Source organism: Pulveribacter sp. (genome assembly GCF_032079985.1).
Taxonomy (GTDB): Bacteria; Pseudomonadota; Gammaproteobacteria; order Burkholderiales; family Burkholderiaceae_C; genus Melaminivora.
In genome coordinates, this window is record NZ_DAMATK010000002.1 from 714412 (window position 1) to 741093 (window position 26682).

The window sequence follows — 26682 nt, forward strand, 5'->3', positions numbered from 1 at the left end:
AAGAATGTAATCAAGTGTTGCCGTGTCGGACTATACGGCCCTTTGCGCGCGGCCACGGTCCGATGAAAAGGCAAAAAGCCGGGCAAAGCCCGGCTTCTGGTAACTGGCGGCGCCGGTGCGTGCTCAGCGCAGCAGCGGCACGCCCGTCTTGGACTGGATCTCGTCGAACTCCACGCCCGGGGCCAGCTCCACCAGCTTCAGGCCCTCGGGGGTGACGTCCATCACGCCCAGGTCGGTGATGATGCGGTCGACCACGCCCACGCCAGTCAGCGGCAGCGAGCACTCGGGCAGTATCTTCAGGTCGGTCGTGCCGTCCTTCTTCTTCGCCACGTGCTCCATCAGCACGATCACGCGGGGCACGCCGGCCACCAGATCCATGGCGCCGCCCATGCCCTTGACCATCTTGCCGGGGATCATCCAGTTGGCCAGGTCGCCCTTTTGGCTGACCTGCATGGCGCCCAGGATGGACAGGTTGATCTTGCCGCCGCGGATCATGGCGAACGACTGGTCCGAGCCGAAGATGGCCGAGCCGGGGATGGTGGTGACGGTCTGCTTGCCGGCGTTGATCAGGTCGGCGTCCACCTCGTCCTCGGTCGGAAAAGCGCCGATGCCCAGCATGCCGTTTTCCGACTGCAGCCACACCTCCTTGTCGCCGGTATGGTTGGCCACCAGCGTGGGAATGCCGATGCCGAGGTTCACGTAGAAGCCGTCCTCGAGTTCCTGTGCCGCGCGCGCGGCCATCTGGTCTTGGGTCCAGGGCATTGCTGTCTCCTTGTTACTTCTTCTCGGTGAGCGTGCGCTTTTCGATGCGCTTCTCGGGATGCGGGTTGTGCACGATGCGGTGCACGTAGATGCCGGGCAGATGCACGTCGTCGGGCGCAATCTGGCCGGTTTCGACGACCTCCTCGACCTCGACGATGCAGACCTTGCCGGCGGTGGCGGCGGCCGGGTTGAAGTTGCGCGCCGTCAGGCGAAACTGCAGATTGCCGCTCTTGTCGGCGCGCCAGGCCTTGACCAGGGACACGTCGGGCACCAGCGAGCGCTCCATCACGTAGGTCTGGCCGTCGAACTCGCGCAGCTCCTTGCCCTCGGCCACGACGGTGCCCACGCCGGTCTTGGTGAAGAAGGCGGGGATACCGGCGCCGCCGGCGCGCAGCTTCTCGGCCAGCGTGCCCTGGGGGGTGAACTCCAGCTCCAGCTCGCCGGCCAGGAACTGGCGCTCGAACTCCTTGTTCTCGCCCACGTAGGAGCTGATCATCTTCTTGATCTGGCGCGTCTCCAGCAGCTTGCCCAGCCCGAAGCCGTCCACGCCGGCGTTGTTGGACACCACCGTGAGGTCCTTGACGCCACTGTCCTTGAGGGCTTCGATCAGCGCCTCGGGAATGCCGCACAGGCCGAAGCCGCCGACGGCCAGCATCTGGCCATCCTGTACGACGCCCGCAAGCGCCTCGGTGGCCGAAGGGTAGAGCTTGTTCACTGAATGTCTCCTGATGTATGCAACGGATGCGCTACGATACTACGTACAATCCTAAGTAGTATTCCCTAAGCATATCCATGGACATTGCCGACTACCGCCTGGCCTTCGAGATGGCTCCCGTAGGCCTCGTGATCTCGAGCAACCGCATCATGGTGGACTGCAACCGCCACGTGTGCGAGATGTTCGGCGCCTCGCGCGAGCTGCTCATCGGCCAGTCCTTCCGCGTCCTCTATCCATCGGCCGACGAATACGAGCGCCTGGGCAAGCGCATGGAGCCCATCCTGAACGCCAAGGGCCACTACGCCGACAACCGCCTCATGAAGCGCGCCTGCGGCGAGATTTTCTGGTGCCACGTCTCCGGCCGCGCGCTCAACCGCGAACAGCCGCACGCCTCAGGCATCTGGTCCTTCGAAGACCTGAGCGCCGAGCGACCGGTGCGCGCCGAACTCACCGCGCGCGAGCGCGAAGTGGCCGCCCGGCTGCTGGACGGCATGACCAGCAAGGAGATCGGCCGTGCGCTGGACATCAGCCACCGCACGGTGGAGATCTACCGCGCGCGGCTGATGCGCAAGTACGGCGCCTCCACCGCCGCTGACCTGGTGCAAAAGCTCCTGGTGGGTTGATCCCCGCAAGCTATTGCCGCCTTGCATAAAAGCAATGGCCGAGCCCTTGCCCATTCAATAGTTCAAAACAATAATAAAAACGCATTGATAGCAATATAGCTATTGAATGGATCGGCCACCATCAAAAGGAGTTCACCCATGAGCCACCGCCTCACCACCGCCGCCGGCGCGCCCGTTGCCAACAACCAGGACTCGCTGACCGCCGGCCCGCGCGGCCCCATGCTGCTGCAGGACCTGTGGCACCTGGAAAAGCTCGCCCACTTCCACCGCGAGGTGATCCCCGAGCGGCGCATGCACGCCAAGGGCTCGGGCGCCTACGGCACCTTCACCGTCACCGGCGACATCACGCGCTACACCCGCGCCAAGGTGTTCTCCGACCTCGGCAAGCAGACGCAGCTGTTCGCCCGCTTTTCCACCGTGGCCGGCGAGCGCGGCGCGGCGGACGCCGAGCGCGACATCCGCGGCTTCGCCGTGAAGATGTACACCGAGGAAGGCAACTGGGACCTGGTGGGCAACAACACGCCGGTGTTCTTCTTCCGCGACCCGCTTAAGTTCCCTGACCTGAACAAGGCCGTCAAGCGCGATCCGTACACCAACCTGCGCTCACCCGAGAACAACTGGGACTTCTGGACCGGCCTGCCCGAGGCGCTGCACCAGATCACCATCGTCATGAGCGACCGCGGCATTCCGCGCGGTTACCGCCACATGCACGGTTTCGGCTCGCACACCTACAGCCTCATCAACCACGCCGGCGAACGCCACTACGTGAAGTTCCACTGGGTCTGCCAGCAGGGCATCGAGAATCTGTCCGACGCCGAGGCCGCCGCCGTGGTCGCGGTGGATCGCGAAAGCAGCCAGCGCGACCTGCTGGCGGCCATCGACCGCGGCGACTTTCCGAAGTGGAAGCTGTGCGTACAGATCATGACCGAGGAAGAGGCGCAGACCTACCGCTTCCACCCGTTCGACCTGACCAAGGTGTGGAGCAAGAAGGACTTCCCGCTCATAGAAGTGGGTGTGATGGAGCTCAACCGCAACCCCGACAACTACTACGCCGAAGTCGAGCAGGCATCGTTCGCGCCCAGCAACCTGGTGCCCGGCATCGGCCCCTCGCCCGACCGGATGCTGCAGTCGCGCCTGTTCTCTTACGCCGACGCGGCCCGCTACCGCCTGGGCGTGAACCACCACCAGATCCCGGTGAACGCGCCGCGCTGCCCGGTCAACCACTACCACCGCGACGGCGCCATGCGCGTGGACGGCAACTTCGGCCGCACCATCGCCTATGAACCCAACACCCGGGGCGCGTGGCAGGAGCAGCCCGAGTACGCCGAGCCCGTCGAGAAGCTTTATGGCGACGCCAGCCGCTGGAACTACCGTGAGGACGACAGCGACTACTTCACCCAGCCAGGCGACCTGTTCCGCCTGATGACGCTCGAAAAGCAGCGCCTGCTGTGCGAGAACACCGCGCGCAACATCGCCGGCGTGTCGCAGCACATCATCGACAAGCACATCGCCCACTGCACCCAGGCCGACCCGGCCTATGGCGCGGGCGTGGCCGACGCCATCGCCCGCCAACGGGCGGGCCAGCTGTAAAGCCGCCCCCGCTCGCCCTGCCCCTTTCTCCAGGGGCAGGCCGGGTAGCACTCAGTGCAGCTGCGGGCCGGCGAAGGGCTTGCCGTTGAGCGTCCACCGCCCGCCCTGCAGCGCCAGGGAGCCGCTGATCTGCTCGCCCTCCAGCCGCACGTAGCCCGACGACTCGGCGGCCGCCAACAGCTGCTGCAGTTCTTCGTCGCTGGGTGCAGGCCTGCCGGTGGCGCCCATCAGCGGGCCTACCCATGCCTTGGGCAGCTGCATGCTGGCATCCAGTGCGCCGCCTTGCAGCAGCGCCGGCAGCCAGGCACCGCCCGCCAGTTGCTCGACCGGGGGCGCGCTATTGACCTGCGCGCCGTACTCCAGCCGCCCCGTCTGGCCCTGCGTGGTGGCCTCGATCTGCATCCGGTACGACGGCAGGGCGGCGATCAGGCGGGGCGCGGCATCCACCAGCGTGTAGCCCCCCGCTTCGCCCGCCTCTTGCTGGCCCGGCGCAAAGGCACGCATCAGCCCCCGCAGGGCTTCGATGTCCACCCGCTGGTACTGCTCGTGCAGCTTCAGCGAGTCGAACTGGATCGGCCCGATGCTGCCCACCACCTGGGCGCGCGTGGAGTACCCCAGCGTGGCCTGGTCGGTCACGATATCCGATTCCGCCTCAAGCTCGCGCAAGTCCAGGACCGTGCGCACCGGGGCATCCACGGCGCCGGCGCTGCGCGTTTGCAGGCTGCCCACCTGCAGCCGGGCCTTGCCGGGGCCCAGGCCCCACAGGCCGTCGATCATCTCGCCCTCGAACGTGCTGGTCATGCCCCGCAGGGTGATGGCAAAGCGCTCGGGGCGGGCCTCGGGGTCTTCTTCGTCGCCGGCGGCTGCGGTGGCGGACAGCGAGTCGAACGACCATTCGGGCCACGCCATGCGGGCGGACACGCGCTTGCCGCTGCTGTCCAGGCTGCCCTCGCCTGTCAGCTCCTGCCAGCGCAGCGCGGTCCCGTCGACCACGACCTCGCCCGCAGGCAGGCGCAGCCGCAGGTCGCTGGCGCCGCCGAAGTGGCGCACGGCCGTGAGTTGGAGGCCCTGCATGTTCGAGAGGGCCTGGCGTGTGTGCTCGTCCAGCCCCTCCAGAGCAAAGCGTGTCTCCACCGCGGCGGCGGCCAGCCGGGCGCCGGCCAGCGGCCCGTGGCGCACCTGGCTGGTCACCACCAGGCGCACGGGCGCGGGCGGCGCCGTCGCCGCCTGGTCCTCGTCCTCGCCGTCCTGCGTGGCGGGTGTCCACTGCAGCGTCAGCCGGCCTTCGGACGAGAAGAAGCCCCGGCGGTACTCCTGCGCGGCGATCGCCTGCGGGCCGATGAAGGCGCTCAGGTCGGTGATGGCCTGGTGGTAGGCCTGCTCGGCCTGGCGGCCGCTGTACCAGGTCGCGCCGGCGTAGGCGACGGCTGCGGTGGCGACGGCGGCGCCCACCGCCAGCGCGGTTTTGGTAGGTTGCATGGAAAGAGCCCTCGGATGTGGTTGTTGTGCTCGGCGCCAGCAACTCCGGCGCGGAAGGCGCGAGGATAGTGGCGGCACGCCCGACAATGCCGCCGGCGCGCCCCGACCGTCGCGGTCGCGCTACCAGTAGTTCTGATAAAAACAGGCTCCAACGCTTGATTGACAAGCGCTGGCAGCTATCATTTTTGAATCAACAGAAAGCGCACCCCGCTGCGCAAAACCCTGCTCCAGCCCTGCCCATGGATCCCACCAGCGCCCCTCCCAGGCGCGCCACCTGCCCGCGCTGCCAGCGCCCCGCCAGCGCCTGCCTGTGCGCCCTCGCGCGCCCGGCGCGGCACCAGGCGCAGGTGCTGATCCTCATGCACCCGCTGGAGGTGGGCCACGCCAAGGGCACCGGGCGGCTGCTGCACCTGTGCCTGCCGCACAGCCGCGTGCTGGTGGGCGAGGCGTTCGAGCCGCAGGCACTGGCGCAGGCCTTGGCCGAGCCGTGGAACGACGCCGACCGCGCCGCGCCGCGCCGCGCGCTGCTGCTGTACCCGCCCGCGCCGCCCGGCGGGCCGCTGCCCGCCGCCCCCGCGCCGCCGCTGCCGGCCGACTGGCTGGCCGAGCCCGCGCGCCTGCGCCTGGTGGTGCTGGACGCCACCTGGCGCAAGAGCCGCAAGATGCTCTGGGCCAACCCCGCGCTGCAGCGCCTGCCGCGCCTGGCGCTGCACGGCGTGCCCGCGTCGCGCTACGCCATCCGCAAGGCCCATGCGCCGCACCAGCTGTCCACGCTGGAGGCCACGCAGCTGGCGCTGCAGAAGCTGGAGCCCGGCAACACCGGCCTGGCCACGCTGGGCGAGGCCATGGACGCCTTCGTGGCCGGGCAGCGCGCACTCTGGCCCGCGGCTATGCTGGGCGCATCCAACAACACGCCTTGACGAGGAGACCCCCATGGCCGAGCGCTACCCCTTCCCCGACCTGAACACCCTGCCCGAAGACATCCGCGCCCGCATCCTGGAGGTGCAGGACAAGGCCGGCTTCATCCCCAACGTGTTCCTGGCGTTCGCGCGCCGGCCGGCGGAGTGGCGCGCCTTCTTCGCCTACCACGACGCGCTGATGCTCAAGGAGGAAGGCAGCCTGACCAAGGGCGAGCGCGAGATGATCGTCACCGCCACCAGCGCCGCCAACCAGTGCCTGTACTGCGTGGTGGCGCACGGCGCCATCCTGCGCATCTACGAGAAAAACCCCCTGGTGGCCGACCAGGTGGCCGTGAATCACCGCAAGGCCGACATCCCGCCGCGCCAAAAGGCCATGCTGGACTTCGCCATGAAGGTCTGCCTGCGCGCGCACGAGATCGAGGACGCCGACTTCGAGGCGCTGTACCCACACGGTTTCGACGATGAGGACATCTGGGACATCGCCGCCATCACGGCGTTCTTCGGCCTGTCCAACCGCATGGCCAGCTTTGCCGGCATGCAGCCCAACCCGGAGTTCTACCTGATGGGCCGCCTGCCGCGCGAGAAGAAGCCGGCCGCCTGAGAACTATCAAAACAATAGCTGCCAGCGCTTGACCAGCAAGCGCTGGAGGCCGTTTTGACCATCAATCAGGCCGCCGGGCGGCGGCAGCCCGCCCAGGCATCCAGCGCCGGCTGGTAGCTGGGCGAGCGCACGTCCAGCGCGCCCAGCACGGTGTGGTACAGGTTGTCGTGGCTCAAAGGCTCGGCCAGCCCGGCGCGCAGGCAGTCCAGCGACAGCGACTGCCGCGCCGCCAGCGGCGCCCCCAGCCAGGCCACCATGGGCACGTGCTTTTGCCCGTCCGGCGCCACTCCGTAGGGCATGCCGTGCAGGAACAGGCCGTACTCGCCCAGCGACTCGCCGTGGTCGCTCAAGTACAGCAGCCCGGTGTCGTAGTCGCCCGAGCGCGTGCCCAGCCAGTCGATGGTGTGGCCCAGGAAGGCGTCGGTAGCAGCAATGGTGTTGTCATAGGCGTTGACCAGCTCGCCATGGGCGCAGTCGGACAGCACCTCGGTGCGGCACTCGGGCGTGAAGCGCTTGGCGCCGGGGGCCGAGCGCTTGTAGTACGCCGGGCCGTGGCTGCCCATCTGGTGCAGCACCAGCAGCACGCCCTGCGCGCGTCGCTGCGCCGGCAGCGCCGCCAGGCGCTCGTCCAGGCCGGCCAGCAGGGCCTCGTCGCGGCACTCGCCGCTGGCGTCGCACAGCCGGCTGCGCAGCTCGGGCTGCAGGCCGTCCACGGCCTGGGCGTGCGGCACGCGCTCGCACACGCCCTTGCAGCCGGACTGGTTGTCCACCCACAGCACGGCCATGCCCGCGGCCTGCACCACGTCCAGCAGGTTCTCGTACTCGCTACTGCGCGCCTCGAAGGCTTCCTTGCCCAGCGGTGAGAACATGCACGGCAGCGAGGCCAGCGTGCTGGTGCCGCACGAGCGCACGTTGCCCCAGGACAGCACGCCGCGGCGCGCCAGCTCGGGCGTGGTGTCACGGCCGTAGCCGTTGATGCCGAAGTGGTCAGCCCGCGCCGTCTCGCCCACCACCAGCACCAGCAGCGGCGGCCGCGCGCCGGCGGCGTGGCTGGGCCCCAGCGCCGCGCCAGCGCCCATGGGCACCAGCACGCTGCTGCGCGCAAACACTGGGCGCAGGGCCGACACCGCCGTCGAATACAGCGGCGCCAGCGGGTTCATCAGGTAGCGCAGCTGCGGGTGGTTGCGCATCAGCGGCGCCAGGTCGCGCGAGCCCACAGCCACGGTGGCCGTGGCCACGGCGGCGGCCAGGGCCAGCATCACCAGGTTACGTCCCACCTGCCGCAGCGGTCGCATGGCCGGAATGCGCACGCGCAGCAGCCACCAGGTGGGCAGCAGCAGCACGGCCAGCACGGTCAGCAGCAGGCGCAGACTGAGCAGGTCGGCTACCTCGTGCACATCGGTCTGCAGCACGTTGGCGGCCATGCCGGGGTCCATCACCACGCTGTAGGTCAGCATGTAGTACTGCGCCAGCGCCGCCACGGCCGCCACCAGCCACCACAGGCCGCGCATGCCCCGCGTCCAGGCAGCGAGCGCCAGGATCGCCACCGTGCCGCACACCAGCAGCACCGCCAGTGCCAGTGCAGAGCGCATGTACAGGCTGGGCGCGCCGCCGATGCGCGACAGCTGCAGCCACAGCGGCGCATTCGCCACCAGCATCAGGTAGACCGCCAGGCGCAGCGCGATCTGCTGGGGCGACATCGGCCGGGCCATCCAGGCATCGATGCGACGCAGCCCTTCGGCCAGCGCGGCAGCAGGCTTGGAATCGGAAAAGAGAGGCAGGGAAACGAGCGAAGAAGCCATGGCCCTGCATGGTGTGCGGGCCGCCTGAAAAACACCTGAAGGCGGCGTTCAGGCTTCGTTCAGGCGCGCCAGCGCGCTGCGCCGCGCGTGCAGCCCCTGCGCCAGCACCTCGGTGGCCAGGCCCACGGACCAGCAGATCCACGCCGTCCACAGCGTGTGGCTCATGTAGTGCGCGCCACGCAGCTGCTGCGCCAGCCCCAGCACCAGGCCCGCGGCCAGCGCTCCGGCCAGCCAGCGCGTGCTCCAGCGCGGCGCGGCCCGGCGCACGGCGAACCAGCCGGCCACGAAGGCAAACGCGGCCGAGGCATGGCCGGCGGGAAAGCAGTGCCCGCCGCCGCCATCGCGCACGCCCCAGGCCCAGTGCGAGACATAGAGCACGGCGCCGCCGAACTCGGCCAGGTCCCAGGGGCAGCTGGTGGCGCTGGCCCGCTTGAGCAGCGTGACGGCGGCCATGGCCAGCGCGATGGACAGGGCCAGTTGCCAGCGGTCGGCCGCCGGCCAGCGGCGCAGCGGCCCCCAGGGCCAGGCCGCGCCGACCAGCAGCGCCAGCAGCAGCACGCTGCTGATGGCGCGCGGCACCTCGTGCAGGGCCAGCACGAACATCGGCTGGCTGCGCCAGGCAAAGCCCTCGGGCGTGCCGGCCAGGCGCGCCAGGGGCACGTCCAGGCCCGACGCATCCCAGGCGAGGACGAACAGCAGGGCAAGGAGGGACCAGGCGCACAGGTGGCGCAGGCGCGAGGCGGGCAAAGGCATGACGAAGCGTGGGGCCGGCGGGAGCCCGTCAGTCTGCGCGCCTGCCCTGAACGGGCCCTGAACGCCGCGCCGCCCTACACTTTCGAGCCATTCATTGGAGACAGGGAGTCCCATGCGCGTGCTGCTGGTGGAAGACGATACGGCCCTGCGCGAGGCCGTGTGCGGCTATTTGCGCGCCAAGGCCTTCGTGGTGGATGCCGTGGCCAGCCTGGCCCAGGCCAGCGCCGCGCTGCACGCGGCCCATTACGCCGCCGTGCTGCTGGACCTGCACCTGCCCGACGGCGACGGCCTGGCACTGCTGCGCGAGCTGCCCCGCCTGAAGGAGCGGCCCATCGTCATCGCGCTCACCGCCCGTGACCAGGTCAGCGACCGCATCCACGGCCTGGACGCGGGCGCCGACGACTACCTGGTCAAGCCCTACGATCCTGGCGAGCTGCTGGCGCGCCTGCGCGCCGTCGAGCGCCGCCGCGCCAGCGCCGGCCAGCCCGTGCTGGAGCTGGGCGAGCTGCAGATCGATCTGTCGCGCGAGCAGGTGCGCCGCGCCGGCGTGCCGGTGGCGCTGACGCAAAAGGAATGGGCGCTGCTGCGGGTGCTGGCCACGCGCGCCCAGCGCGTGCACACCCGCGAAAGCCTGCAGGATGCCCTGTACGGCTGGGGCGACGAGTCCGACAGCAACACGCTGGAGGTGTTCATCAGCCGGCTGCGCCGCAAGCTCGGGCGCCAGCACATCGAAACCGTGCGCGGCCTGGGCTACCGGCTAGCAAGCGCTGGCGAGCCGGGCGGCAATCCATGAACGCGTCCCGCGACACCCTGGCCGGACGGCTGACCCGCACCCTCATCTTGTGGGTGGGAGGTGTGTGGCTGGCCTGCGTGCTGGGCGTGGTCTGGTACGTGGGCAGCGAGATCAACTACAACTTCGACAGCGAGCTGGTGGAGGTCTCGCACCGCCTGCTGGACGTGGCGCTGGAGCACGTGGACCAGGCCCCGCCCGGGGCGGGCAGAGCAACGCTGGTCATCCCAGCGCCCAACTCCTTCCCGGAGGCCGACGTGCCCTTCCAGCTGACCACCCCCGACTCGCGCGTGCTGGCGCGCTCGGCCGGCGCCGAACCCGCGCAGTTCGACGTGCCGCTGGCGCCCGGCTTCGCCAACACGCCGGCTTGGCGCGTCTACACGCTGCGCCACCCCGCACGCGATGTTTTCCTGCAAGTGGCCGACCCACTGCGAGAGCGCCGCGAGGCCGTCAACCGCACCCTGGTCGGGCTGATCGTGCCGCTGGTGGCGGTGCTGCCGCTGCTGGCCCTGCTGCTGCAGCGCATCGCGCGGCGCGAGCTGCACGCGCTGGACCAGCTGGCCCACGAGATCAGCCTGCGCGACGGCCAGCAGCTGGGACCCATCGCCCTGCCCGCCCTGCCCCACGAGCTGCGCAGCGTGGAGGACCACGTCAACCGCCTGCTGCAGCGGCTGTCCGGCGCCCTGGACGTGGAGCGTGCCCTGGCCGCCAACGCCGCGCACGAACTGCGCACGCCCCTGGCCGTGGCCCGTCTGCGGCTGCAGACCGCGCTGGAGCATGGCCTGGCGCGCAGCGACGTGCAGGCGGCGCTGCAGGCCCTGCAAACCCTGTCACACCGCACGGAAAAGCTGCTGCAACTCTCTCGCGCCGAATCCAGCGCCCCGCTGGCGCGTGGCAGCGTGGACCTGTCCCGTCTGGCCACCACCGTGGCGCAGGAGTTCTGGCAGGACGAGCGGGCCGCCGACCGGCTGGACCTGGTCCTGCCCGCCCCGCACGAGGCGACGCCGGCGCTGGGCGATTTCGACGCCCTGGCCATCGCCCTGCGCAACCTGGTGGAAAACGCCCTGCACTACGGCGCCGGCAGCGCGGTGGAGATCCGCGTCGGCCCCGGCGCGCAGTTGGCGGTGCGCGACCACGGCCCGGGCGTAGTGCCCGACCAGCTGGCCACGCTGCAGCAGCGCCACGTGCGCCACAACGCCAGCCGCACCGGCTATGGACTGGGCCTGTCCATCGTCGCCACCATCGCGCACAAGCATGGCGCCGAGCTCACGCTGGCCTCGCCCCCGCCGGACGGCGGCACCGGGCTGGAAGTGCGCCTGCTGCTGCAACCGGCCGCCTGAGCCGGTTCAGCCAGTGACGATGTCGCGCATCCACTGCGGCAGGGTCGCCGCCTTCTGCCTGGGGAAGTCCACCCAGATGACGGTGGCCCCGCCCTCGGCGAAGACCACGCCGGGCTGGTCCTCGCGCTCGATGGTGGTCCAGGTCTCGAAGGTGGTGCGCCCCGGGTCGCTCACGTAGAGCCTGAGCAGCAGCCGCGCCGGGTATTCGATCTGGCGCAGGAAGCTGCAAAAGGCGTTGGCGATCACCGGTCCCTCGCCTTGGGGCTGCGGCACGGCGCCCACGGCCGTCATCCAGGCGATGCGCACGCTCTCCATGTAGCGGAAGTACACGGCGTTGTTCACGTGGCCCATGGCGTCCATGTCGCCCCAGCGCACGTCCATGGGCATCTGGTGCACCTGTTTCTTCAGTTCTGGCAGGGAAATCTTCATGGGCCGCATTCTGGCGCCCCCGGCCGGCGGCCCGCGTCGCCTGGGTGGCACGGAAATGAACGATCGTGCGTTTTCATGCGGCCCGGGTGCATACAATCGTCCGCCAATGGCGGCCGTGCACCGGCCGCCGCCTCTTTCCCCACTATTCCCACGCAGACGAGACACCCATGACGAACGACGAAATCCTCCAGCAGTACGGCCCGCGCGAAGCCATGGAATACGACGTGGTGATCGTCGGTGGTGGCCCGGGCGGCCTGGCCACGGCCATCCGCCTGAAGCAGAAGGCGGCCGCCGACGGTAAGGACGTGTCCGTGGTGGTGCTGGAGAAGGGCTCCGAGCCCGGCGCGCACATCCTCTCGGGCGCCATCATGGACCCGCGCGCGCTGACCGAACTCATCCCCGACTGGAAGGCCAAGGGCGCGCCCCTGAACCAGCCCGTCTCCGACGACGCCATGGTCTTCCTGGGCGAAAAGTCGTCGTTGCGCACTCCCAACTTCCTGCTGCCCGAGTGCTTCCAGAACCACGGCAACTACGTGGTCGCCCTGGGCAACGTGGTGCGCTGGATGGCCGAGCAGGCCGAAAGCCTGGGCGTGGAGATTTTCCCCGGCTTCCCGGCCGCCGAGGTGCTCTACAACGACGACGGCTCGGTCAAGGGCGTGGCCACCGGCAACATGGGCATCGGCAAGGAAGGCGAGCCCACGGGCGACTTCCAGCTGGGCATGGAGCTGCACGGCAAGTACACGATCTTTGCCGAAGGCGCGCGCGGCCACCTGGGCAAGCAGCTGATCGCCCGCTACAGGCTCGACGACGGCCGCGACCCGCAGGCCTACGGCATCGGCGTGAAGGAGCTGTGGGAGATCGACCCGAAGCGCCACCAGCCCGGCTTCGTGCTGCACACCGCCGGCTGGCCGCTGGCAAGCGACACCTACGGCGGCGGCTTCCTGTACCACCTGGAGGACAACAAAGTCACCCTGGGCTTCATCACCGGGCTGGACTACGCCAACCCCTACCTCAGCCCGTTCGAGGAAATGCAGCGCTGGAAGCTGCACCCCAACATCCGCTGGTACCTGGAGGGCGACGAGTCCAAGGGCATCAAGCCGGCCAAGCGCCTGGGCTACGGCGCGCGGGCCATCACGGCCGGCGGCCTGCTGAGCCTGCCCAAGTTCGTCTTCCCCGGCGGCGCGCTGGTGGGCTGCGATGCGGGCTTCTTGAACGCCAGCCGCATCAAGGGCAGCCACGCCGCCATCAAGACCGGCATGCTGGCCGCCGATGCCGCCTACGACGCCGTGGTGGCCGGCCGACAGGGCGACGAGCTGACGGCATATCCCAAGGCCTTCGAGGCCAGTTGGCTGTACGAGGAACTGAACAAAGCCCGCAACTTCAAGGCCTGGTTCAAGAAGGGCCTGACCACGGCCACGCTGATGAACGGCATCGAGCAGTTCGTGCTCAAGGGCCACATTCCCTGGACGCTGCACCGCGAAACGCCCGACCACGCGTCGCTCAAGCCCGCGGCCGAGTGCAAGCCCATCATCTACCCCAAGCCCGACGGCAAGCTGACCTTCGACCGCCTGTCCAGCGTGTTCGTGAGCAACACCAACCACGCCGAGAACCAGCCCGCGCACCTCAAACTCAAGGACAGCAAGGTTCCCACCGAGATCAACCTGCCGATCTACGCCGGACCCGAAAGCCGCTACTGCCCCGCCGGCGTGTACGAGTTCGTGCCCGACGAAGCCAAGGGCGGCAATGCCCAGCGCCTGCAGATCAACGCGCAGAATTGCGTGCACTGCAAGACCTGTGACATCAAGGACCCGACGCAAAACATCGTCTGGGTCACGCCTGAAGGCGGCGGCGGCCCCAACTACTCGGGCATGTAAGCACCGGGGCGCACTCCGCCCCTTTGTGCCCGGCAACGGCCTTCGAGCCCCGCCGGGCATGCCGCAGCCGATAGACTCCCGCCCCGGAGCCGCAGCACGCCGCAACGTGCTCCGAGCCGGCCCCGCATTCATAAAACTGGAGATGGAACCGAAATGAAGAGCTTGACCTGGGCGCCCCTGAGCGCATTGGCCCTGGCCGCCGCCGCCCTCGCCCCCGCCACCCACGCCGCCGATATGAAGTCCGTGGCCGTGACCGCCATCGTCGAGCACCCGGCCCTGGACGCCGTGCGCGACGGCGTGAAGGACGGCCTGAAGGCCGCCGGCTTCGAAGAGGGCAAGAACCTCAAGTGGCAATACCAGAGCGCCCAGGGCAACACCGGCACGGCCGCGCAGATCGCCCGCAAGTTCGTGGGTGACAAGCCGGACGCCATCGTCGCCATCGCCACGCCCTCGGCCCAGGCCGTCATTGCTGCCACCAAGAACGTGCCCGTGGTGTTCTCCGCCGTGACTGACCCCGTCGCCGCGAAGCTGGTCAAGAACTGGGAGCCCTCCAAGAACAACGTGACCGGCGTGTCCGACCTGCTGGCCCTGGACAAGCAGATCGACCTGATCAAGCAGGTCGTGCCCAATGCCAAGCGCGTGGGCATGGTCTACAACCCCGGCGAGGCCAACTCGGTCGTGGTGGTCAAGGAGATGAAGGACCTGCTGTCCAAGCAGGGCATGACGCTGGTGGAGGCCTCGGCCCCGCGCTCGGTGGACGTGGGCAGTGCCGCGCGCAGCCTGGTGGGCAAGGTGGACGTGATCTACACCAACACCGACAACAACGTCGTCTCGTCGTATGAGTCCCTGGTCAAGGTGGGCCAGGAGGCCAAGTTGCCGCTGATCGCCTCCGACACCGACAGCGTCAAGCGCGGCGCCATCGCCGCCCTGGGCATCAACTACCGCGACCTGGGCGAGCAGACCGGCCGCATGGTGGCCCGCATCCTCAAGGGCGAGAACCCCGGCGACATCAAGCCCGAGACCACCACCAAGATGGAACTGTTCGTGAACCCCGGCGCCGCCGAAAAGCAGGGCGTGAAACTGCCCGAAGCGCTGGTGAAGTCCGCAGCGCAGGTCGTGCAATAAGTACGTGGGGTCCTTGGGACCGGCCTCGTTCCCATGACCACGCAGGAGCCTCGGCTCCTGCTTTTTTATTTTTAGCCCCCGCCCTCCTCCCATGTCCCTGTTTTCCCTGCTGGGCGCCATCGAGATCGGGCTGATCTTCAGCCTGGTCGCCCTCGGCGTGTACATCTCCTTTCGCCTGCTGCGCTTTCCCGACCTGACGGTGGATGGCAGCTTTCCGCTGGGCGGCGCGGTGTGCGCCATCCTGATCTCCACGGGCACCCACCCCTTCCTGGCCACGCTGGCCGCCACGGCCGCCGGCGCCGCCGCGGGCCTGATCACCGGCTGGCTGAATGTGCGCCTGAAGATCATGGACCTGCTGGCCTCCATCCTGATGATGATTGCGCTGTACTCCGTCAACCTGCGCATCATGGGCGGCCCCAACGTGCCGCTGATCAACGACGACACGCTGTTCACCCTGCTGCAGCCGCCAGGGCTGGAGGACTACTGGTCGCGCCCCCTGCTGCTGGCCGTGGTGGTGATCGCCGCCAAGCTGGCCCTGGACTGGTTCTTCGCCACCGAACGGGGCCTGGCCATCCGCGCCACTGGCTCCAACGCCCGCATGGCGCGCGCGCAGGGCATCAACACCGGCGCCATGGTGCTGCTGGGCATGGCCGTCTCCAACGCCCTGGTGGGCCTGGCCGGCGCCCTCTTCGCGCAGACGCAGGGCGGCTCGGACATCTCCATGGGCATCGGCACCATCGTCATCGGCCTGGCCGCCGTGATCGTGGGCGAGAGCATCCTGCCCTCGCGGCGCATCGTCTATGCCACGCTGGCCGTCATCATCGGCGCCATCGTCTACCGCTTCTTCATCGCGCTGGCGCTCAACAGCGACTTCATCGGCCTGAAGGCGCAGGACCTGAACCTGGTCACGGCCGTGCTGGTGACCGTGGCCCTCATCATTCCGCAGCTCAAGCGCCGCCTCAAGAGCCGGCGCCTGTCCGATGCGCCCAAGAGCCTGTGAACCGGAGGCACCGACCATGTTGAGCGCACAAGACCTGCACATCACTTTCAACCCCGGCACGCCCATCGAGACCCGCGCCCTGCGCGGCATGTCGCTGGAGATTCCGGCTGGGCAGTTCGTCACCGTCATCGGTTCCAACGGCGCCGGCAAGTCCACCTTCCTGAACGCCATCTCGGGCGACCTGGGCGTGGACTCCGGCCGCATCGCCATCGACGGCCTGGACGTGACGCGCCAGCCCGTGTGGTCGCGCGCGCAGCGCGTGGCCCGCGTCTTCCAGGACCCCATGGCCGGCACCTGCGAGGACCTGACCATCGAGGAGAACATGGCCCTGGCCCAGCAGCGCGGCACGCGCCGCGGTCTGCGCGGCGCCGTGAAGGCCAGCGAGCGCGCCATGTACCGGGAGCGCCTGGCCACTCTGGGCCTGGGGCTGGAGAACCGCCTGACGGACCGCATCGGCCTGCTCTCGGGCGGCCAGCGCCAGGCAGTGAGCCTCTTGATGGCAGCGCTGCAGCCGTCCCGCATCCTGCTGCTGGACGAGCACACCGCGGCGCTGGACCCGCGCACCGCCGACTTCGTGCTGCAGCTGACCAGCCGCATCGTGGCCGAGAACCAGCTGACCACCATGATGGTCACGCACAGCATGCGCCAGGCGCTGGACGTGGGCCAGCGCACCGTCATGCTGCACCAGGGCCAGGTGGTGCTGGACGTGTCGGGCGAGGAACGCGCGCGCATGGACGTGCCCGACCTGCTGCGCATGTTCGAGACCGTGCGTGGCGAGAAGCTGGCCGACGACGCCCTGCTGCTGGGCTGACGCCATCGCTACGCTATTGATAGCTGCCAGCGATTGACTGGCGGGCGTTGGAGGCCGATTTGACCCTCAATCACCGAGGGGCAGATCGGCCTTTTTCAATGTGCGCAGCACAAAGCTCGAACGGCTGTGGCGTATGCCCTTGATCTTGTAGAGCTTCTCGCGCAGCAAGCGCTCGTAGTCGCGCGTGTCCTTGACCACCACGCGCAGCAGATAGTCGTAGTCGCCCGAGACCAGGTGCGCCTCCACCACCTCGGGGATGCTGGCCAGCACCTCGCCAAATTTCTCCAGCGTGTTGTCGGAGTGGCTGTCCAGCGTGACCATGACCAGCACCGTGTCGCCCAGCCCCAGAGCCAGCGGGTCCAGCCGCACGGTATAGCCCTGGATGACGCCGGCCTCCTCCATCTTCTTGATGCGGCCCCAGCAGGGCGAGGGCGACAGGCCCACGGCGGCGCCGATCTCCTGCAGGCTCGCACGCGAGTCGCGCTGCAGGACGGAGAGGATTTTTCTGTCGAGGCGGTCCATGAAGATGATTATTTAGCGAAATCGCCTTTTTCAGAAAATTATTCTGCCAAGCGCCGAATAGATCGGAAATACAGCAAATCCATCCACGCCCCGGCGAGCATACTCAGCTTCCATCAAGGCGCTCTTACCGGGGCGCACGACATTGACCACAGCCCCGCCCGGTTACCGCCGGGCGGGGGCTTGGCAAGCAGGCGCTGTCACCCATGCGTCTTGACCTGCCCCAAACCGGCACAAACCCCGATGGCCCCTGGATGCTGCACCGCCATAATTTTTCGGCGGCATCACCGCAAGCCATTCAGGAGACGATTTCCCCATGCAACCCACCAAACTCGCCCTCGGCCTGGCGCTGGCCCTCGGCCTGGCCGGCACCGCTCTCGCGCAGACCACGATGCGCATCAGCATTTCCACAGCGCAAAACTCCCACCAGGGCGTGGCCATCGACACCTTCGCCAAGGAAGTGGAAAAGCGCACGGGCGGCCGCTACAAGGTGCAGACCTTCTACAACGGCGCCCTGGGCGGCGAGCGCGAGTCCATCGAAGCCGTGCAGCTGGGCACGCAGGAGCTGGCCTTCTCCTCCACCGGTCCGGTGCCCAACTTCGTGCCCGAGACCAAGATCCTGGACGTGCCCTTCCTGTTTCGCGACAAGGCGCACGCCCGCGCCGTGCTGGACGGCCCCATCGGCCAGGACCTGCTGGCCAAGTTCGACGCCAAGGGCTTCAAGGCCCTGGCCTGGGCCGAGAACGGCTTTCGCCACATGACCAACAGCAAGCGCGACGTGAAGACGCCCGAGGATCTGAAGGGCCTGAAGATGCGCACCATGGAGAACCCGGTGCACATCGCCGCCTACAAGGGCTTCGGCATCATCACCACGCCCATGGCCTTCCCCGAGGTCTTCACCGCCCTGCAGCAGGGCACGGTGGACGGCCAGGAGAATCCCCTGCCGGTCATCATCTCGGCCAAGTTCGACCAGGTGCAAAAGCACCTGTCGCTCACCGGCCACGTCTACTCGCCCTGCATCTTCGTGATGAACAAGGGGGTGTTCGACAAGCTCTCCGCCGCCGACAAGCAGGCCTTCATCGACGCCGCCAAGGAAGGCACCAAGGCCAACCGCGCCCGCGTGGACGAGGACGATGCCAAGGGCGTGGCCGACCTGCGCGCCAAGGGCATGACCGTCATCGACGACCTGGACAAGTCCAGGTTCGTGGCCGCCCTGGCCCCGGTGAACACGCAGTTCGAGAAGGAATTCGGCAAGGCCAACCTGGACAAGATCCGCAACTACCAGTGAGCAACGCAGCGTTGACGCTACGTTTTTCATAGCTGCCCGCGCCCGTGGTTCATGCGCCACGGGCGTTTTTCGTTCAAAAAGAAGTTTTCCCCATGCGCATGAAATCCCTGTTCCTCGGCGTCGAGCGGTTCAGCACCGGCGCCGCCATGATGGGCGCCTGCGCCATGCTGGCCGTGGCCGCCAGCCTGGGCATGTTCCAGATCCTGATGCGCTTCGTGTTTGAAGAACCGGCGGAGTGGACCGAGGTGCTGATCCGCTTCAGCCTGATCTGGATGGTATTCCTGGCCATCCCCATGGCGTTCCGTCACGGGGCTATGGTCAGCGTGGACGTGCTGTACCGCTGGAGCCCGCCGCCGCTGCGCCGCGTGCTGGACTGGGTGGTGTGCCTGGCCGCCCTGGCCCTGTGCGCCGTGCTGATCTGGTGGGGCTTCGACTACGCGCGCCGCGGCGGCGTGCAGACCATGGCCGGGCTCGAGTCGCTGTCCATGTTCTGGGCGTACCTGGCCGTGCCCGTGGGCGCGGTGCTGAGCATTCCCGGCATCGTGGGCAACCTGCTCGATCCGCGCCGTGAGGAACTGGAGACCGCGCAATGACCGCCGCACCGCACCCCACGCACTGGGCGCCGGCCCAGGCTACGACACGCCAGGGAGCCCAGCCATGACCGCCGTGATGATCTCCACCATGGCGCTGTGCTTTGCGCTGACGGTGTCCGTGGCCGTGTCCATCGGCCTGGCGTCCATCCTGGGCATCCAGATGGCCAACGCCAACATGCTGATCGCCGTGAAGGAAATGTTCGGCGCGATCAACAAGTTCCCGCTGGCGGCCATTCCCTTCTTCATCCTGGCGGGCAACCTGATGGAGACCGGTGGCATCTCGCGCCGCCTGGTCGAGTTCGCCAAGAGCCTGGTGGGCGGCGTGCAGGGCGGCCTGCCCATGACCTGCGTGCTGACCTGCATGATCTTCGCGGCCGTCTCCGGCTCGTCGGTGGCGACCACCTTCGCCATCGGCGCCATCCTGATCCCGGCGCTGATCAAACATGGCTACCCCACCAGCTACGCCGCCGCGCTGCAGGCCACCAGCGCCGAGCTGGGCGTGATCATCCCGCCCTCAATCCCCATGATCCTGTACGGCGTCAGCGCCGAGGTCTCCATCGGCGAGCTGTTCATCGCCGGCTTCGGACCCGGCTTGCTCATCAGCGGCGCGCTGATGCTGTTCGTCTGGGCCTACTGCAAGTACAAGGGCTGGGGCAAGCACGACGGCGACGGCCGCATGCCCTTTGGCCGCGCGCTGCTGCAGGCCGGCTGGGCACTGCTGATGCCCGTGATCATCCTGGGCGGCATCTACGGCGGCGTCTTCACGCCCACCGAGGCCTCGGCCGTGGCGGTGTTCTACGCGCTGGTGGTGGGCATGGTCGTGTACCGTGAGATCGGCGTGCGCGACCTGTACGCGGTGCTCAAGAAATCGGCGATCTCCTCGGCCGTGATCATGTTCATCATCGCCAACGCAGGACTGTTCGCCTTCCTCATCACCCGCGCCGGCGTGCCCGACGCCATCGGCCGCTGGCTGCAGGAGGTGCTGCAGACGCCGACGCTGTTCCTGCTGGGCGTGAACGTGGCGCTGTTCCTGATCGGCATGTTCATCGAGACCAGCGCCGCCATCATCGTGCTCGGGCCCATCCTGGCGCCGGTGGCAGCGCACTTCGGCGTCGACCCGGTGCACTTCGGGCTGATCATGGTGGTCAACCTGGCGCTGGGCATGATCACCCCGCCCTTCGGCGTGAACCTGTTCGCCGCCTGCACGGTGGCGCGGATTTCACTGGACCGCATCGTCGGGCACCTGCTGCCCTTCGTCGGGGTGATCCTGCTGTGCCTGCTGGTCATTACCTACGTGCCGCAGCTGTCGCTGTTCCTGCGCGACATCGTCTACGCGCGCTGAGGATGGGGATGAAGCCCGCGCCGGCCCCCGCGCTGGCTTAGAATCCGCCGCGTCAGGAGAGAGCCCGTACGCGATGCACGCGCCAAGGGCCGCCGAAGGCGCAGGCAGCAGCCGAACGCTCAGGCAAAAGGACTGACGACACGCCCGCAGGGATGCGGGCGTTTCCCTTGCTGGAGAGAGGCTGGACGCGCGCTAGACAGATTGAGCCGGCCCACCGAAGGAGCAACCCCCGTACCCGGGGCGAATCTCTCAGGTCGAGCGGACAGCCGGGCAAATCCTGCGGCCAAGCCAGACGAGGCGGGCCGCATCACCATTTGCCCCGGAGCCTGTTCGCCCGTGACCACCACCGAATCCCTGCTGACCACCCCCCTGCACGCCCTGCACCTGGAGCTGGGCGCGCGCATGGTGCCCTTCGCCGGCTATGCCATGCCCGTGCAGTACCCCAGCGGCCTGATGGCCGAGCACCTGCACACGCGCGCGCAGGCCGGCCTGTTCGACGTCTCGCACATGGGCCAGCTGCTGCTGGTGGGGCCGGATGCCGCCGCGGCGCTGGAAACGCTGATGCCCGTGGACGTGATCGACCTGCCCGTCGGCCGCCAGCGCTATGGCCTGCTGCTGAACGAGGACGGCGGCGTCATCGATGACCTGATGTGCTTCAACCAGGGGCTGGTGGACGGTGCAAGCACACTGTTCCTGATCGTCAACGGCGCCTGCAAGGCGGCCGACATCGCGCACATCCAGGCGCGCATCGGCGACCGCTGCGAGGTGCGCCCCCTGCCCGACCAGGGGCTGCTGGCGCTGCAGGGCCCGCAGGCCGCCGCGGCGCTGTCGCGGCTGGTGCCGGGCGTGCAGCAGCTGGTCTTCATGAGCGGCGGGCACTTCGACTGGCAGGGCGTGCCGCTGTTCATCACCCGCAGCGGCTACACCGGCGAGGACGGCTTCGAGATCTCCGTGCCCGCCGCGAACGCCGAGAGCCTGGCGCGCGCCCTGCTGGCGCAGCCCGAGGTCAAGCCCGTGGGCCTGGGCGCGCGCAATTCGCTGCGCCTGGAGGCCGGCCTGTGCCTGTACGGCAACGACATCGACACCACCACCACGCCGCCCGAGGCCGCGCTGAACTGGGCCATCCAGAAGGTGCGGCGCACGGGCGGCGCGCGCGCCGGCGGCTTTCCCGGCGCGGCCCGGGTGCTGGCGCAGATCGACGACCCGAGCAGCCTGACGCGCAAGCGCGTGGGCCTGGTGGCCCTGGAGCGCGTGCCCGTGCGCGAGGGCACTGCCCTGCAGACGGAAGCGGGCGAGAGCGCCGGCACGGTGACCAGCGGCCTGCTGGCGCCCAGCCTGGACAAACCCATCGCCCTGGCCTACGTGCCGCCGCACCTGGCCCAGCCCGGCACGCGCCTGAACGCCCTGGTGCGCGGCAAGGCCGTGCCCATGGAGGTGGCGCCCACCCCCTTCCTGCCGCCGCGCTACCACCGCGGCTGACGGCCGGGCCGGGCACCCGCGGCTACAGTGCCAGCGGGCGCACCGCCCACTTTATCGATCCTTTTTTCGTTCCAACTTTCCTTCGGAGCCGCCCCATGACCATCCAGTATTCCAAAGACCACGAGTGGATCAACACCGCCGAGCCGGCCGCCGCCGTGGTCGGCATCACCGTGCACGCGCAGGACGCCCTGGGCGACATCGTCTTCGTGGACCTGCCCGCCGTGGGCACCACCTTCAAGCAGGGTGAAGTGGCCGGCGTGGTGGAGTCGGTGAAGGCCGCCGCCGACGTGTACATGCCGATCTCGGGCGAGATCGTCGAAGTCAACGAAAGCCTGCGCGCCGACCCTTCGCTGGCCAATTCCGACCCGCTGGGCAGCGGCTGGTTCTTCAAGGTCAAGCTGAGCGACGAGAAGGAGCTGTCCAGCCTGATGGACGAGACGGCCTACAACGAGTTCGCGGCCAACGCCTGACGGCGCGCCGGCCCGCGGCGCCTTGGAGGGCGCGCGGGCCGCTGGTCAGAAATATTAGTCAAATCGAGCTCAAACCCTTGCCAGGCAAGCGGCAGCAGCTCTTTATTCAATAGCAAACCGAAGGCTCCGTCCCATGCAGATGCCCGCCGCCCTGCCCCTGGCCGCGCTTGAAAACGCCGCCGAATTCCTGCCGCGCCACATCGGTCCGGACGCCTCGGACGAGGCGCACATGCTGTCCGTGATCGGCGAGGCCTCGCGCCGCGCCCTCATCGACTCCATCGTGCCGCGATCCATCGCCCGCACCAGCAGCATGCAGCTGCCCGCGCCCACGACCGAGGCGGCGGCGCTGGCCGAGCTGCGCACCATCGCGGGCAAGAACCGCGTGCTCAAGAGCTTCATCGGCCAGGGCTACTACGGCACGCACACGCCCGGCGTCATCCTGCGCAACGTGCTGGAGAACCCCGCCTGGTACACCGCCTACACGCCCTACCAGGCCGAGATCAGCCAGGGCCGCATGGAGGCGCTGGTCAACTTCCAGACCATGGTCACCGACCTCACGGGCATGGACATCGCCAACGCCTCCATGCTGGACGAGGCCACCGCTGCCGCCGAAGCCATGACGCTGGCGCGCCGCTCGGTCAAGGCGCAGAGCAACCGCTTCATCGTCGCCGGCGACGCCCACCCGCAGACCATCGAGGTCATCCAGACGCGCGCCGCGCCGCTGGGCATCGAAGTAGTGCTGGCCAATTCGCGCGAGGAATGGGACGCGGCCGTCGACGGCGACTATTTCGCGCTGCTGGTGCAGTACCCCGCCACCAGCGGCCGCATCGACGACGTGGACAGCCTGCGTGCCGCGGCCGAGAAGGCCCACGCGCGCCAGGCCGCCGTCATCGCCTGCGCCGACCTGCTGGCGCTCACCCTGATCGTGCCGCCGGGCGAATGGGGCGCCGACATCGTCGTCGGCACCACACAGCGCTTAGGGATGCCCATGGGCGCGGGCGGCCCGCACGCCGCCTACATGGCCTGCCGCGACGCCTTCAAGCGCAGCCTGCCCGGGCGCCTGGTGGGCGTGAGCGTGGACGTGCACGGCCAGCGGGCCTACCGCCTGGCGCTGCAGACGCGCGAGCAGCACATCAGGCGCGAAAAGGCCACCTCCAACATCTGCACCGCGCAGGTGCTGCCCGCCGTGATCGCCAGCATGTACGCCGTGTACCACGGCCCCGAGGGCCTGACGCGCATCGCCCGGCGCGTGGCCACCTACACGGCCATCCTGGCGCAGGGCTTGAGAAGCCTGGGTGCGCCGCTGCGCGAGCACGCCAGCTTCGACACCTTGAGCCTGCACACCCGCGACGCTACCAAAACAATAGCTGCCCGCGCAGTCTCCATGGGCGTCAACCTGCGAATCTATTGGAACGAGTACCTGTGCATCTCGCTGGACGAGACCACCACGCGGGCCGACGTCGAGCTGCTGTGGAAGATCTTCGCCAAGGACGGCCAGGCCACGCTCACCTTCGCCGACTTCGAGATGGGCGTGGACACGCTGATCCCGCCCGCGCTGCAGCGCAGCAGCGCCTTCCTCACGCACCCGGTGTTCAACACGCACCACAGCGAGACGGCCATGCTGCGCTACATCCGCAGCCTGTCCGACAAGGACCTGGCGCTGGACCGCAGCATGATCCCGCTGGGCTCCTGCACCATGAAGCTGAACGCCACCAGCGAGATGATCCCCATCACCTGGCCCGAATTCGCCCAGGTGCACCCCTTCGCTCCGGCCGACCAGCTGGAGGGCTACCGGGAGCTGGACGCGCAGCTGCGCCAGTGGCTGTGCGAGGCCACGGGCTATGCCGGCGTCAGCCTGCAGCCCAACGCCGGCAGCCAGGGCGAATACGCCGGCCTGCTGGCCATCAAGGCCTGGCATGCGGCGCAGGGCAACACGCAGCGCAACATCTGCCTCATCCCCAGCAGCGCCCACGGCACGAACCCGGCCAGCGCGCAGATGGTGGGCATGCAGGTGGTGGTCACCAAGTGCGACGAGAACGGCAACGTGGACATGGGCGACCTGCGGGCCAAGTGCGAGCAGCACAGCCAGAACCTGGCCTGCGTGATGATCACCTACCCCAGCACGCACGGCGTGTTCGAGACCCAGGTCAAGGAGCTGTGCCAGATCGTGCACCAGCACGGCGGGCGCGTGTATGTGGACGGCGCCAACATGAACGCCCTGGTCGGCGTGGCCGCGCCGGGCGAGTTCGGCGGCGACGTGAGCCACCTGAACCTGCACAAGACCTTCTGCATCCCCCACGGCGGCGGCGGGCCTGGCGTGGGCCCCGTGTGCGTGGTCGAGGACCTGGTGCCCTACCTGCCCGGCCACGCCACGGCCGGCATCGCGGGCAAGGTGGGCGCCGTCAGCGCAGCGCCGCTGGGCAACGCGGCCGTGCTGCCGATCTCGTGGATGTACATCCGCATGATGGGCGCGCAGGGCCTGCAGGCCGCGACCGAGGTCGCCATCCTCAGCGCCAACTACATCAGCGCCCGCTTGAAGGACCACTATCCCACGCTGTACGCCTCGGCCAACGGCCACGTGGCGCACGAGTGCATCCTGGACCTGCGCCACTTCAAGGAAAGCAGCGGCGTGATGGCCGAGGACGTGGCCAAGCGGCTGATCGACTATGGCTTTCACGCGCCCACGCTGAGTTTTCCCGTTCCCAACACGCTGATGGTGGAGCCCACCGAAAGCGAGGACCTGGCCGAGATCGACCGCTTCATCGACGCGATGATCGCCATCCGCGCAGAGATCGGCCAGATTGAATCCGGCGCGCTGCCGCGCGACGACAACCCCCTGAAGAACGCCCCGCACACGGCCGAAAGCCTGCTGGGCACGCAGTGGGACCACCCCTACCCGCGCGAAGCGGCGGCCTATCCCGTCGATGCCTTGCGGCGCAACAAGTACTGGAGCCCCGTGGGGCGCGTGGACAACGTCTACGGCGACCGCAATCTTTTTTGCAGCTGCCTGCCGGTGGGCGACCCGGACTGAGCACAGCGGCGGCGCAGCCCCAGGGGCGCCGCCGCCGGCCAGCGCCTCAGCGCACGCGTGCGGCGGCGTGCGTGGCAGCGCCAGCCCTCGCGCGCAACCAGCGCATAAGCGCGCCCAGCACGGGAAGCTTCTCGTACAGCTCCTCGGCCGCATCCCAGTAGTCCCGGTGGTCCGCCACCCGGCCCTCGGCATTGAAGCGCACCAGGCTGGCACCCTGGATGCGCTGGTCCAGCCCCGGGCGCCAGCGGCGCATGCGAAAGTGCAGCTCCCAGGCGAGGAAGGCCTGGTCGCTCTCCACCATGTGCCGGGTGACGACGAAGCGCGCCTGCTCCAGCGTCTCGAACATGTGGGCAAACACCTGCGTGATAGCAGGCACGCCGCGCACGTCATTGAAGGGGTCCTTGAAGCGCGCATCGACCGCGTAGTACTGCCCCAGCATCGGCAGATCTGCCGGCGAGAGCCGCTCGTACAGTGCGATCAGCCGCTGCGTCGCAGCCACGGTGCAGGCGTGCTGGGACTGCGTGGCGGTTCCGGCCTGCCGGTCGGGGGAAGGTCGCATGGTCAAAGCCCGGTGATGCGGTGCACGAGGAAGAAATACCAGCGATAAGGCAGGCAGCGCATGAGCTTGAGTGCGGCGGTGAAACGGCGCGGAAAGTGCAGCTCGAAGTGCCCCCGGCCCCAGCCGTGCACGATGGCCCGCGCGGCCTGCTTGGGGCTGAGCAGCGCCGGCATGGCAAAGCGGTTCTGCGCGGTCAGCGGCGTGTCGACAAAGCCCGGATTGATCACGCTGACGGCGACACCGCGCGGGCGCAGGTCCAGGAACAGGTTCTCCGCCAGGTTGATGAGCGCCGCCTTGGTGGGGCCGTAGCCCAGGCTCTGCGGCAGGCCGCGCCAGCCCGCCACGCTGGCCACCAGGCTCACGTGCGGCGTGCCACCCGCTTTCGCCGCCTGCAGCAGGGCGGGCACCACGGCGGCCAGCACATGCAGCGCGCCGCCGACGTTGACCCGCTGGTGCCGCAGCAGCTCGTCCAGGTCCAGCGCGTCGGCGGTCTGGGGGGTGTAGTGCCCTGCGCAGTAGCACACCAGGTCCAGCGGCCCGGTGGCCAGCAGCTGCCGGGCAGCGCTGGCCACCGCTGCCGCGTCGGTCACGTCCAGCGCCAGCGCCTGGCTGCCCGGGTGCTCGCGCACAAACCCATCCAGCCGGCCCTGGCTGCGGGCGGACACGCACACCTGCGCCCCCCGCGCGTGCAGCAGCGACGCCACGGCGCGGCCGATGCCGCTGGAGGCGCCCACCAGCCACACCCGCCGCCCATGCCAGTCGCTGATGGGAGGATTGAGCGCCACGG

25 protein-coding genes and 2 riboswitches are annotated in these 26682 nt (G+C 68.8%); of the genes, 16 read left to right on the forward strand and 9 right to left on the reverse strand.

Translation table 11 applies throughout. From position 1 onward, the window contains the following. Window positions 1–123: 123 nt before the first annotated feature. Together RT282_RS09605 and RT282_RS09610 are read right to left on the reverse strand one after the other, a co-directional pair. The gene (locus RT282_RS09605; protein ID WP_313313454.1) at window positions 124–762 is read right to left on the reverse strand and encodes a 3-oxoacid CoA-transferase subunit B; all 639 of its coding nucleotides are present in this window, start codon (window positions 760–762) and stop codon (window positions 124–126) included. A 13-nt stretch (window positions 763–775) separates the two neighbouring features. Then, the gene (locus RT282_RS09610; protein WP_312306717.1) at window positions 776–1477 is read right to left on the reverse strand and encodes a CoA transferase subunit A; all 702 of its coding nucleotides are present in this window, start codon (window positions 1475–1477) and stop codon (window positions 776–778) included. A 77-nt stretch (window positions 1478–1554) separates the two neighbouring features. Here RT282_RS09610 and RT282_RS09615 point away from each other — a divergent pair, with 77 nt between their 5' ends. Together RT282_RS09615 and RT282_RS09620 are read left to right on the forward strand one after the other, a co-directional pair. Continuing rightward, window positions 1555–2100: a PAS and helix-turn-helix domain-containing protein gene (locus RT282_RS09615; protein WP_312306718.1), complete on the forward strand. Its 546-nt coding sequence runs from the start codon at window positions 1555–1557 to the stop codon at window positions 2098–2100. Window positions 2101–2238: 138 nt separating this feature from the next. Next, window positions 2239–3690 carry a catalase gene (locus tag RT282_RS09620; RefSeq protein WP_313313456.1) on the forward strand — a complete coding sequence of 484 codons (1452 nt, stop codon included), beginning with the start codon at window positions 2239–2241 and terminating at the stop codon, window positions 3688–3690. 51 nt (window positions 3691–3741) lie between these two features. Here the strand turns inward: RT282_RS09620 and RT282_RS09625 are convergent, their stop codons facing one another. Continuing rightward, on the reverse strand, window positions 3742–5169 hold the full coding sequence (locus RT282_RS09625) for a DUF945 family protein (RefSeq protein ID WP_313313458.1): 1428 nt from the start codon (window positions 5167–5169) through the stop codon (window positions 3742–3744). Between the two features lie 239 nt (window positions 5170–5408). Here RT282_RS09625 and RT282_RS09630 point away from each other — a divergent pair, with 239 nt between their 5' ends. Continuing rightward, window positions 5409–6089, forward strand: a complete 681-nt coding sequence (locus RT282_RS09630; protein WP_313313460.1) for a tRNA-uridine aminocarboxypropyltransferase — start codon at window positions 5409–5411, stop codon at window positions 6087–6089. A gap of 13 nt (window positions 6090–6102) precedes the next feature. Next, window positions 6103–6690 carry a peroxidase-related enzyme gene (locus tag RT282_RS09635; RefSeq protein WP_313313461.1) on the forward strand — a complete coding sequence of 196 codons (588 nt, stop codon included), beginning with the start codon at window positions 6103–6105 and terminating at the stop codon, window positions 6688–6690. 65 nt (window positions 6691–6755) lie between these two features. Here RT282_RS09635 and RT282_RS09640 read toward each other — a convergent pair whose 3' ends face one another. Beyond that, window positions 6756–8402: a phosphoethanolamine transferase gene (locus RT282_RS09640; protein WP_313314046.1), complete on the reverse strand. Its 1647-nt coding sequence runs from the start codon at window positions 8400–8402 to the stop codon at window positions 6756–6758. Between the two features lie 138 nt (window positions 8403–8540). Further along, complete coding sequence (locus tag RT282_RS09645; RefSeq protein ID WP_313313462.1) at window positions 8541–9245, reverse strand: phosphatase PAP2 family protein; 705 nt, start codon at window positions 9243–9245, stop codon at window positions 8541–8543. Window positions 9246–9357: 112 nt separating this feature from the next. On the opposite strand from RT282_RS09645, the gene RT282_RS09650 reads away from it, so the two are divergent. Next, window positions 9358–10038 carry a response regulator transcription factor gene (locus tag RT282_RS09650; RefSeq protein WP_312305697.1) on the forward strand — a complete coding sequence of 227 codons (681 nt, stop codon included), beginning with the start codon at window positions 9358–9360 and terminating at the stop codon, window positions 10036–10038. After that, the gene (locus RT282_RS09655; RefSeq protein WP_313313463.1) at window positions 10035–11375 is read left to right on the forward strand and encodes a HAMP domain-containing sensor histidine kinase; all 1341 of its coding nucleotides are present in this window, start codon (window positions 10035–10037) and stop codon (window positions 11373–11375) included. Before RT282_RS09650 ends, RT282_RS09655 begins: the two co-directional genes overlap by 4 nt. Before the next feature lie 6 nt (window positions 11376–11381). Here the strand turns inward: RT282_RS09655 and RT282_RS09660 are convergent, their stop codons facing one another. Beyond that, window positions 11382–11804, reverse strand: a complete 423-nt coding sequence (locus tag RT282_RS09660; protein WP_313079621.1) for a thioesterase family protein — start codon at window positions 11802–11804, stop codon at window positions 11382–11384. 167 nt (window positions 11805–11971) lie between these two features. Here RT282_RS09660 and RT282_RS09665 point away from each other — a divergent pair, with 167 nt between their 5' ends. The 4 genes from RT282_RS09665 to RT282_RS09680 all read left to right on the forward strand — a co-directional run bounded on the left by RT282_RS09665 (window position 11972) and on the right by RT282_RS09680 (window position 16614). Next, complete coding sequence (locus tag RT282_RS09665) at window positions 11972–13678, forward strand: electron transfer flavoprotein-ubiquinone oxidoreductase (RefSeq protein WP_313313465.1); 1707 nt, start codon at window positions 11972–11974, stop codon at window positions 13676–13678. 153 nt (window positions 13679–13831) lie between these two features. Then, window positions 13832–14803, forward strand: a complete 972-nt coding sequence (locus RT282_RS09670; RefSeq protein WP_313313466.1) for an ABC transporter substrate-binding protein — start codon at window positions 13832–13834, stop codon at window positions 14801–14803. Window positions 14804–14894: 91 nt separating this feature from the next. After that, window positions 14895–15803: an ABC transporter permease gene (locus RT282_RS09675; protein ID WP_313313468.1), complete on the forward strand. Its 909-nt coding sequence runs from the start codon at window positions 14895–14897 to the stop codon at window positions 15801–15803. A 16-nt stretch (window positions 15804–15819) separates the two neighbouring features. Then, window positions 15820–16614 carry an ABC transporter ATP-binding protein gene (locus tag RT282_RS09680; RefSeq protein WP_313313470.1) on the forward strand — a complete coding sequence of 265 codons (795 nt, stop codon included), beginning with the start codon at window positions 15820–15822 and terminating at the stop codon, window positions 16612–16614. 66 nt (window positions 16615–16680) lie between these two features. Here the strand turns inward: RT282_RS09680 and RT282_RS09685 are convergent, their stop codons facing one another. After that, window positions 16681–17136: an Lrp/AsnC family transcriptional regulator gene (locus RT282_RS09685; RefSeq protein WP_313313471.1), complete on the reverse strand. Its 456-nt coding sequence runs from the start codon at window positions 17134–17136 to the stop codon at window positions 16681–16683. Window positions 17137–17449: 313 nt separating this feature from the next. Here RT282_RS09685 and RT282_RS09690 point away from each other — a divergent pair, with 313 nt between their 5' ends. From RT282_RS09690 to gcvP, 6 genes are all read left to right on the forward strand, one after another. Then, entirely contained in the window at window positions 17450–18421 is a 972-nt protein-coding gene (locus RT282_RS09690) for a TRAP transporter substrate-binding protein (RefSeq protein ID WP_313313473.1), read from the forward strand. Between the two features lie 98 nt (window positions 18422–18519). Continuing rightward, window positions 18520–19014, forward strand: a complete 495-nt coding sequence (locus RT282_RS09695) for a TRAP transporter small permease (protein ID WP_312305738.1) — start codon at window positions 18520–18522, stop codon at window positions 19012–19014. Window positions 19015–19078: 64 nt separating this feature from the next. Continuing rightward, window positions 19079–20356 (forward strand): TRAP transporter large permease, encoded by a 1278-nt coding sequence (locus RT282_RS09700; protein ID WP_312305718.1) that lies wholly within the window; start codon window positions 19079–19081, stop codon window positions 20354–20356. 50 nt (window positions 20357–20406) lie between these two features. Continuing rightward, a riboswitch (glycine riboswitch) is annotated at window positions 20407–20494 on the forward strand. 22 nt (window positions 20495–20516) lie between these two features. Next, a riboswitch (glycine riboswitch) is annotated at window positions 20517–20632 on the forward strand. Window positions 20633–20692: 60 nt separating this feature from the next. Beyond that, window positions 20693–21835, forward strand: a complete 1143-nt coding sequence (gcvT, locus tag RT282_RS09705) for a glycine cleavage system aminomethyltransferase GcvT (RefSeq protein ID WP_313313474.1) — start codon at window positions 20693–20695, stop codon at window positions 21833–21835. Window positions 21836–21930: 95 nt separating this feature from the next. Continuing rightward, window positions 21931–22305, forward strand: a complete 375-nt coding sequence (gene gcvH, locus RT282_RS09710; protein ID WP_313079600.1) for a glycine cleavage system protein GcvH — start codon at window positions 21931–21933, stop codon at window positions 22303–22305. A gap of 133 nt (window positions 22306–22438) precedes the next feature. Further along, window positions 22439–25336: an aminomethyl-transferring glycine dehydrogenase gene (gcvP, locus tag RT282_RS09715; protein ID WP_313313476.1), complete on the forward strand. Its 2898-nt coding sequence runs from the start codon at window positions 22439–22441 to the stop codon at window positions 25334–25336. 46 nt (window positions 25337–25382) lie between these two features. On the opposite strand, the gene RT282_RS09720 is transcribed toward gcvP, so the two are convergent. Both RT282_RS09720 and RT282_RS09725 read right to left on the reverse strand, forming a co-directional pair. Further along, the gene (locus RT282_RS09720; RefSeq protein WP_313313478.1) at window positions 25383–25895 is read right to left on the reverse strand and encodes a nuclear transport factor 2 family protein; all 513 of its coding nucleotides are present in this window, start codon (window positions 25893–25895) and stop codon (window positions 25383–25385) included. 2 nt (window positions 25896–25897) lie between these two features. After that, window positions 25898–26680, reverse strand: a complete 783-nt coding sequence (locus RT282_RS09725) for an SDR family NAD(P)-dependent oxidoreductase (protein WP_313313479.1) — start codon at window positions 26678–26680, stop codon at window positions 25898–25900. Window positions 26681–26682 lie beyond the last annotated feature (2 nt).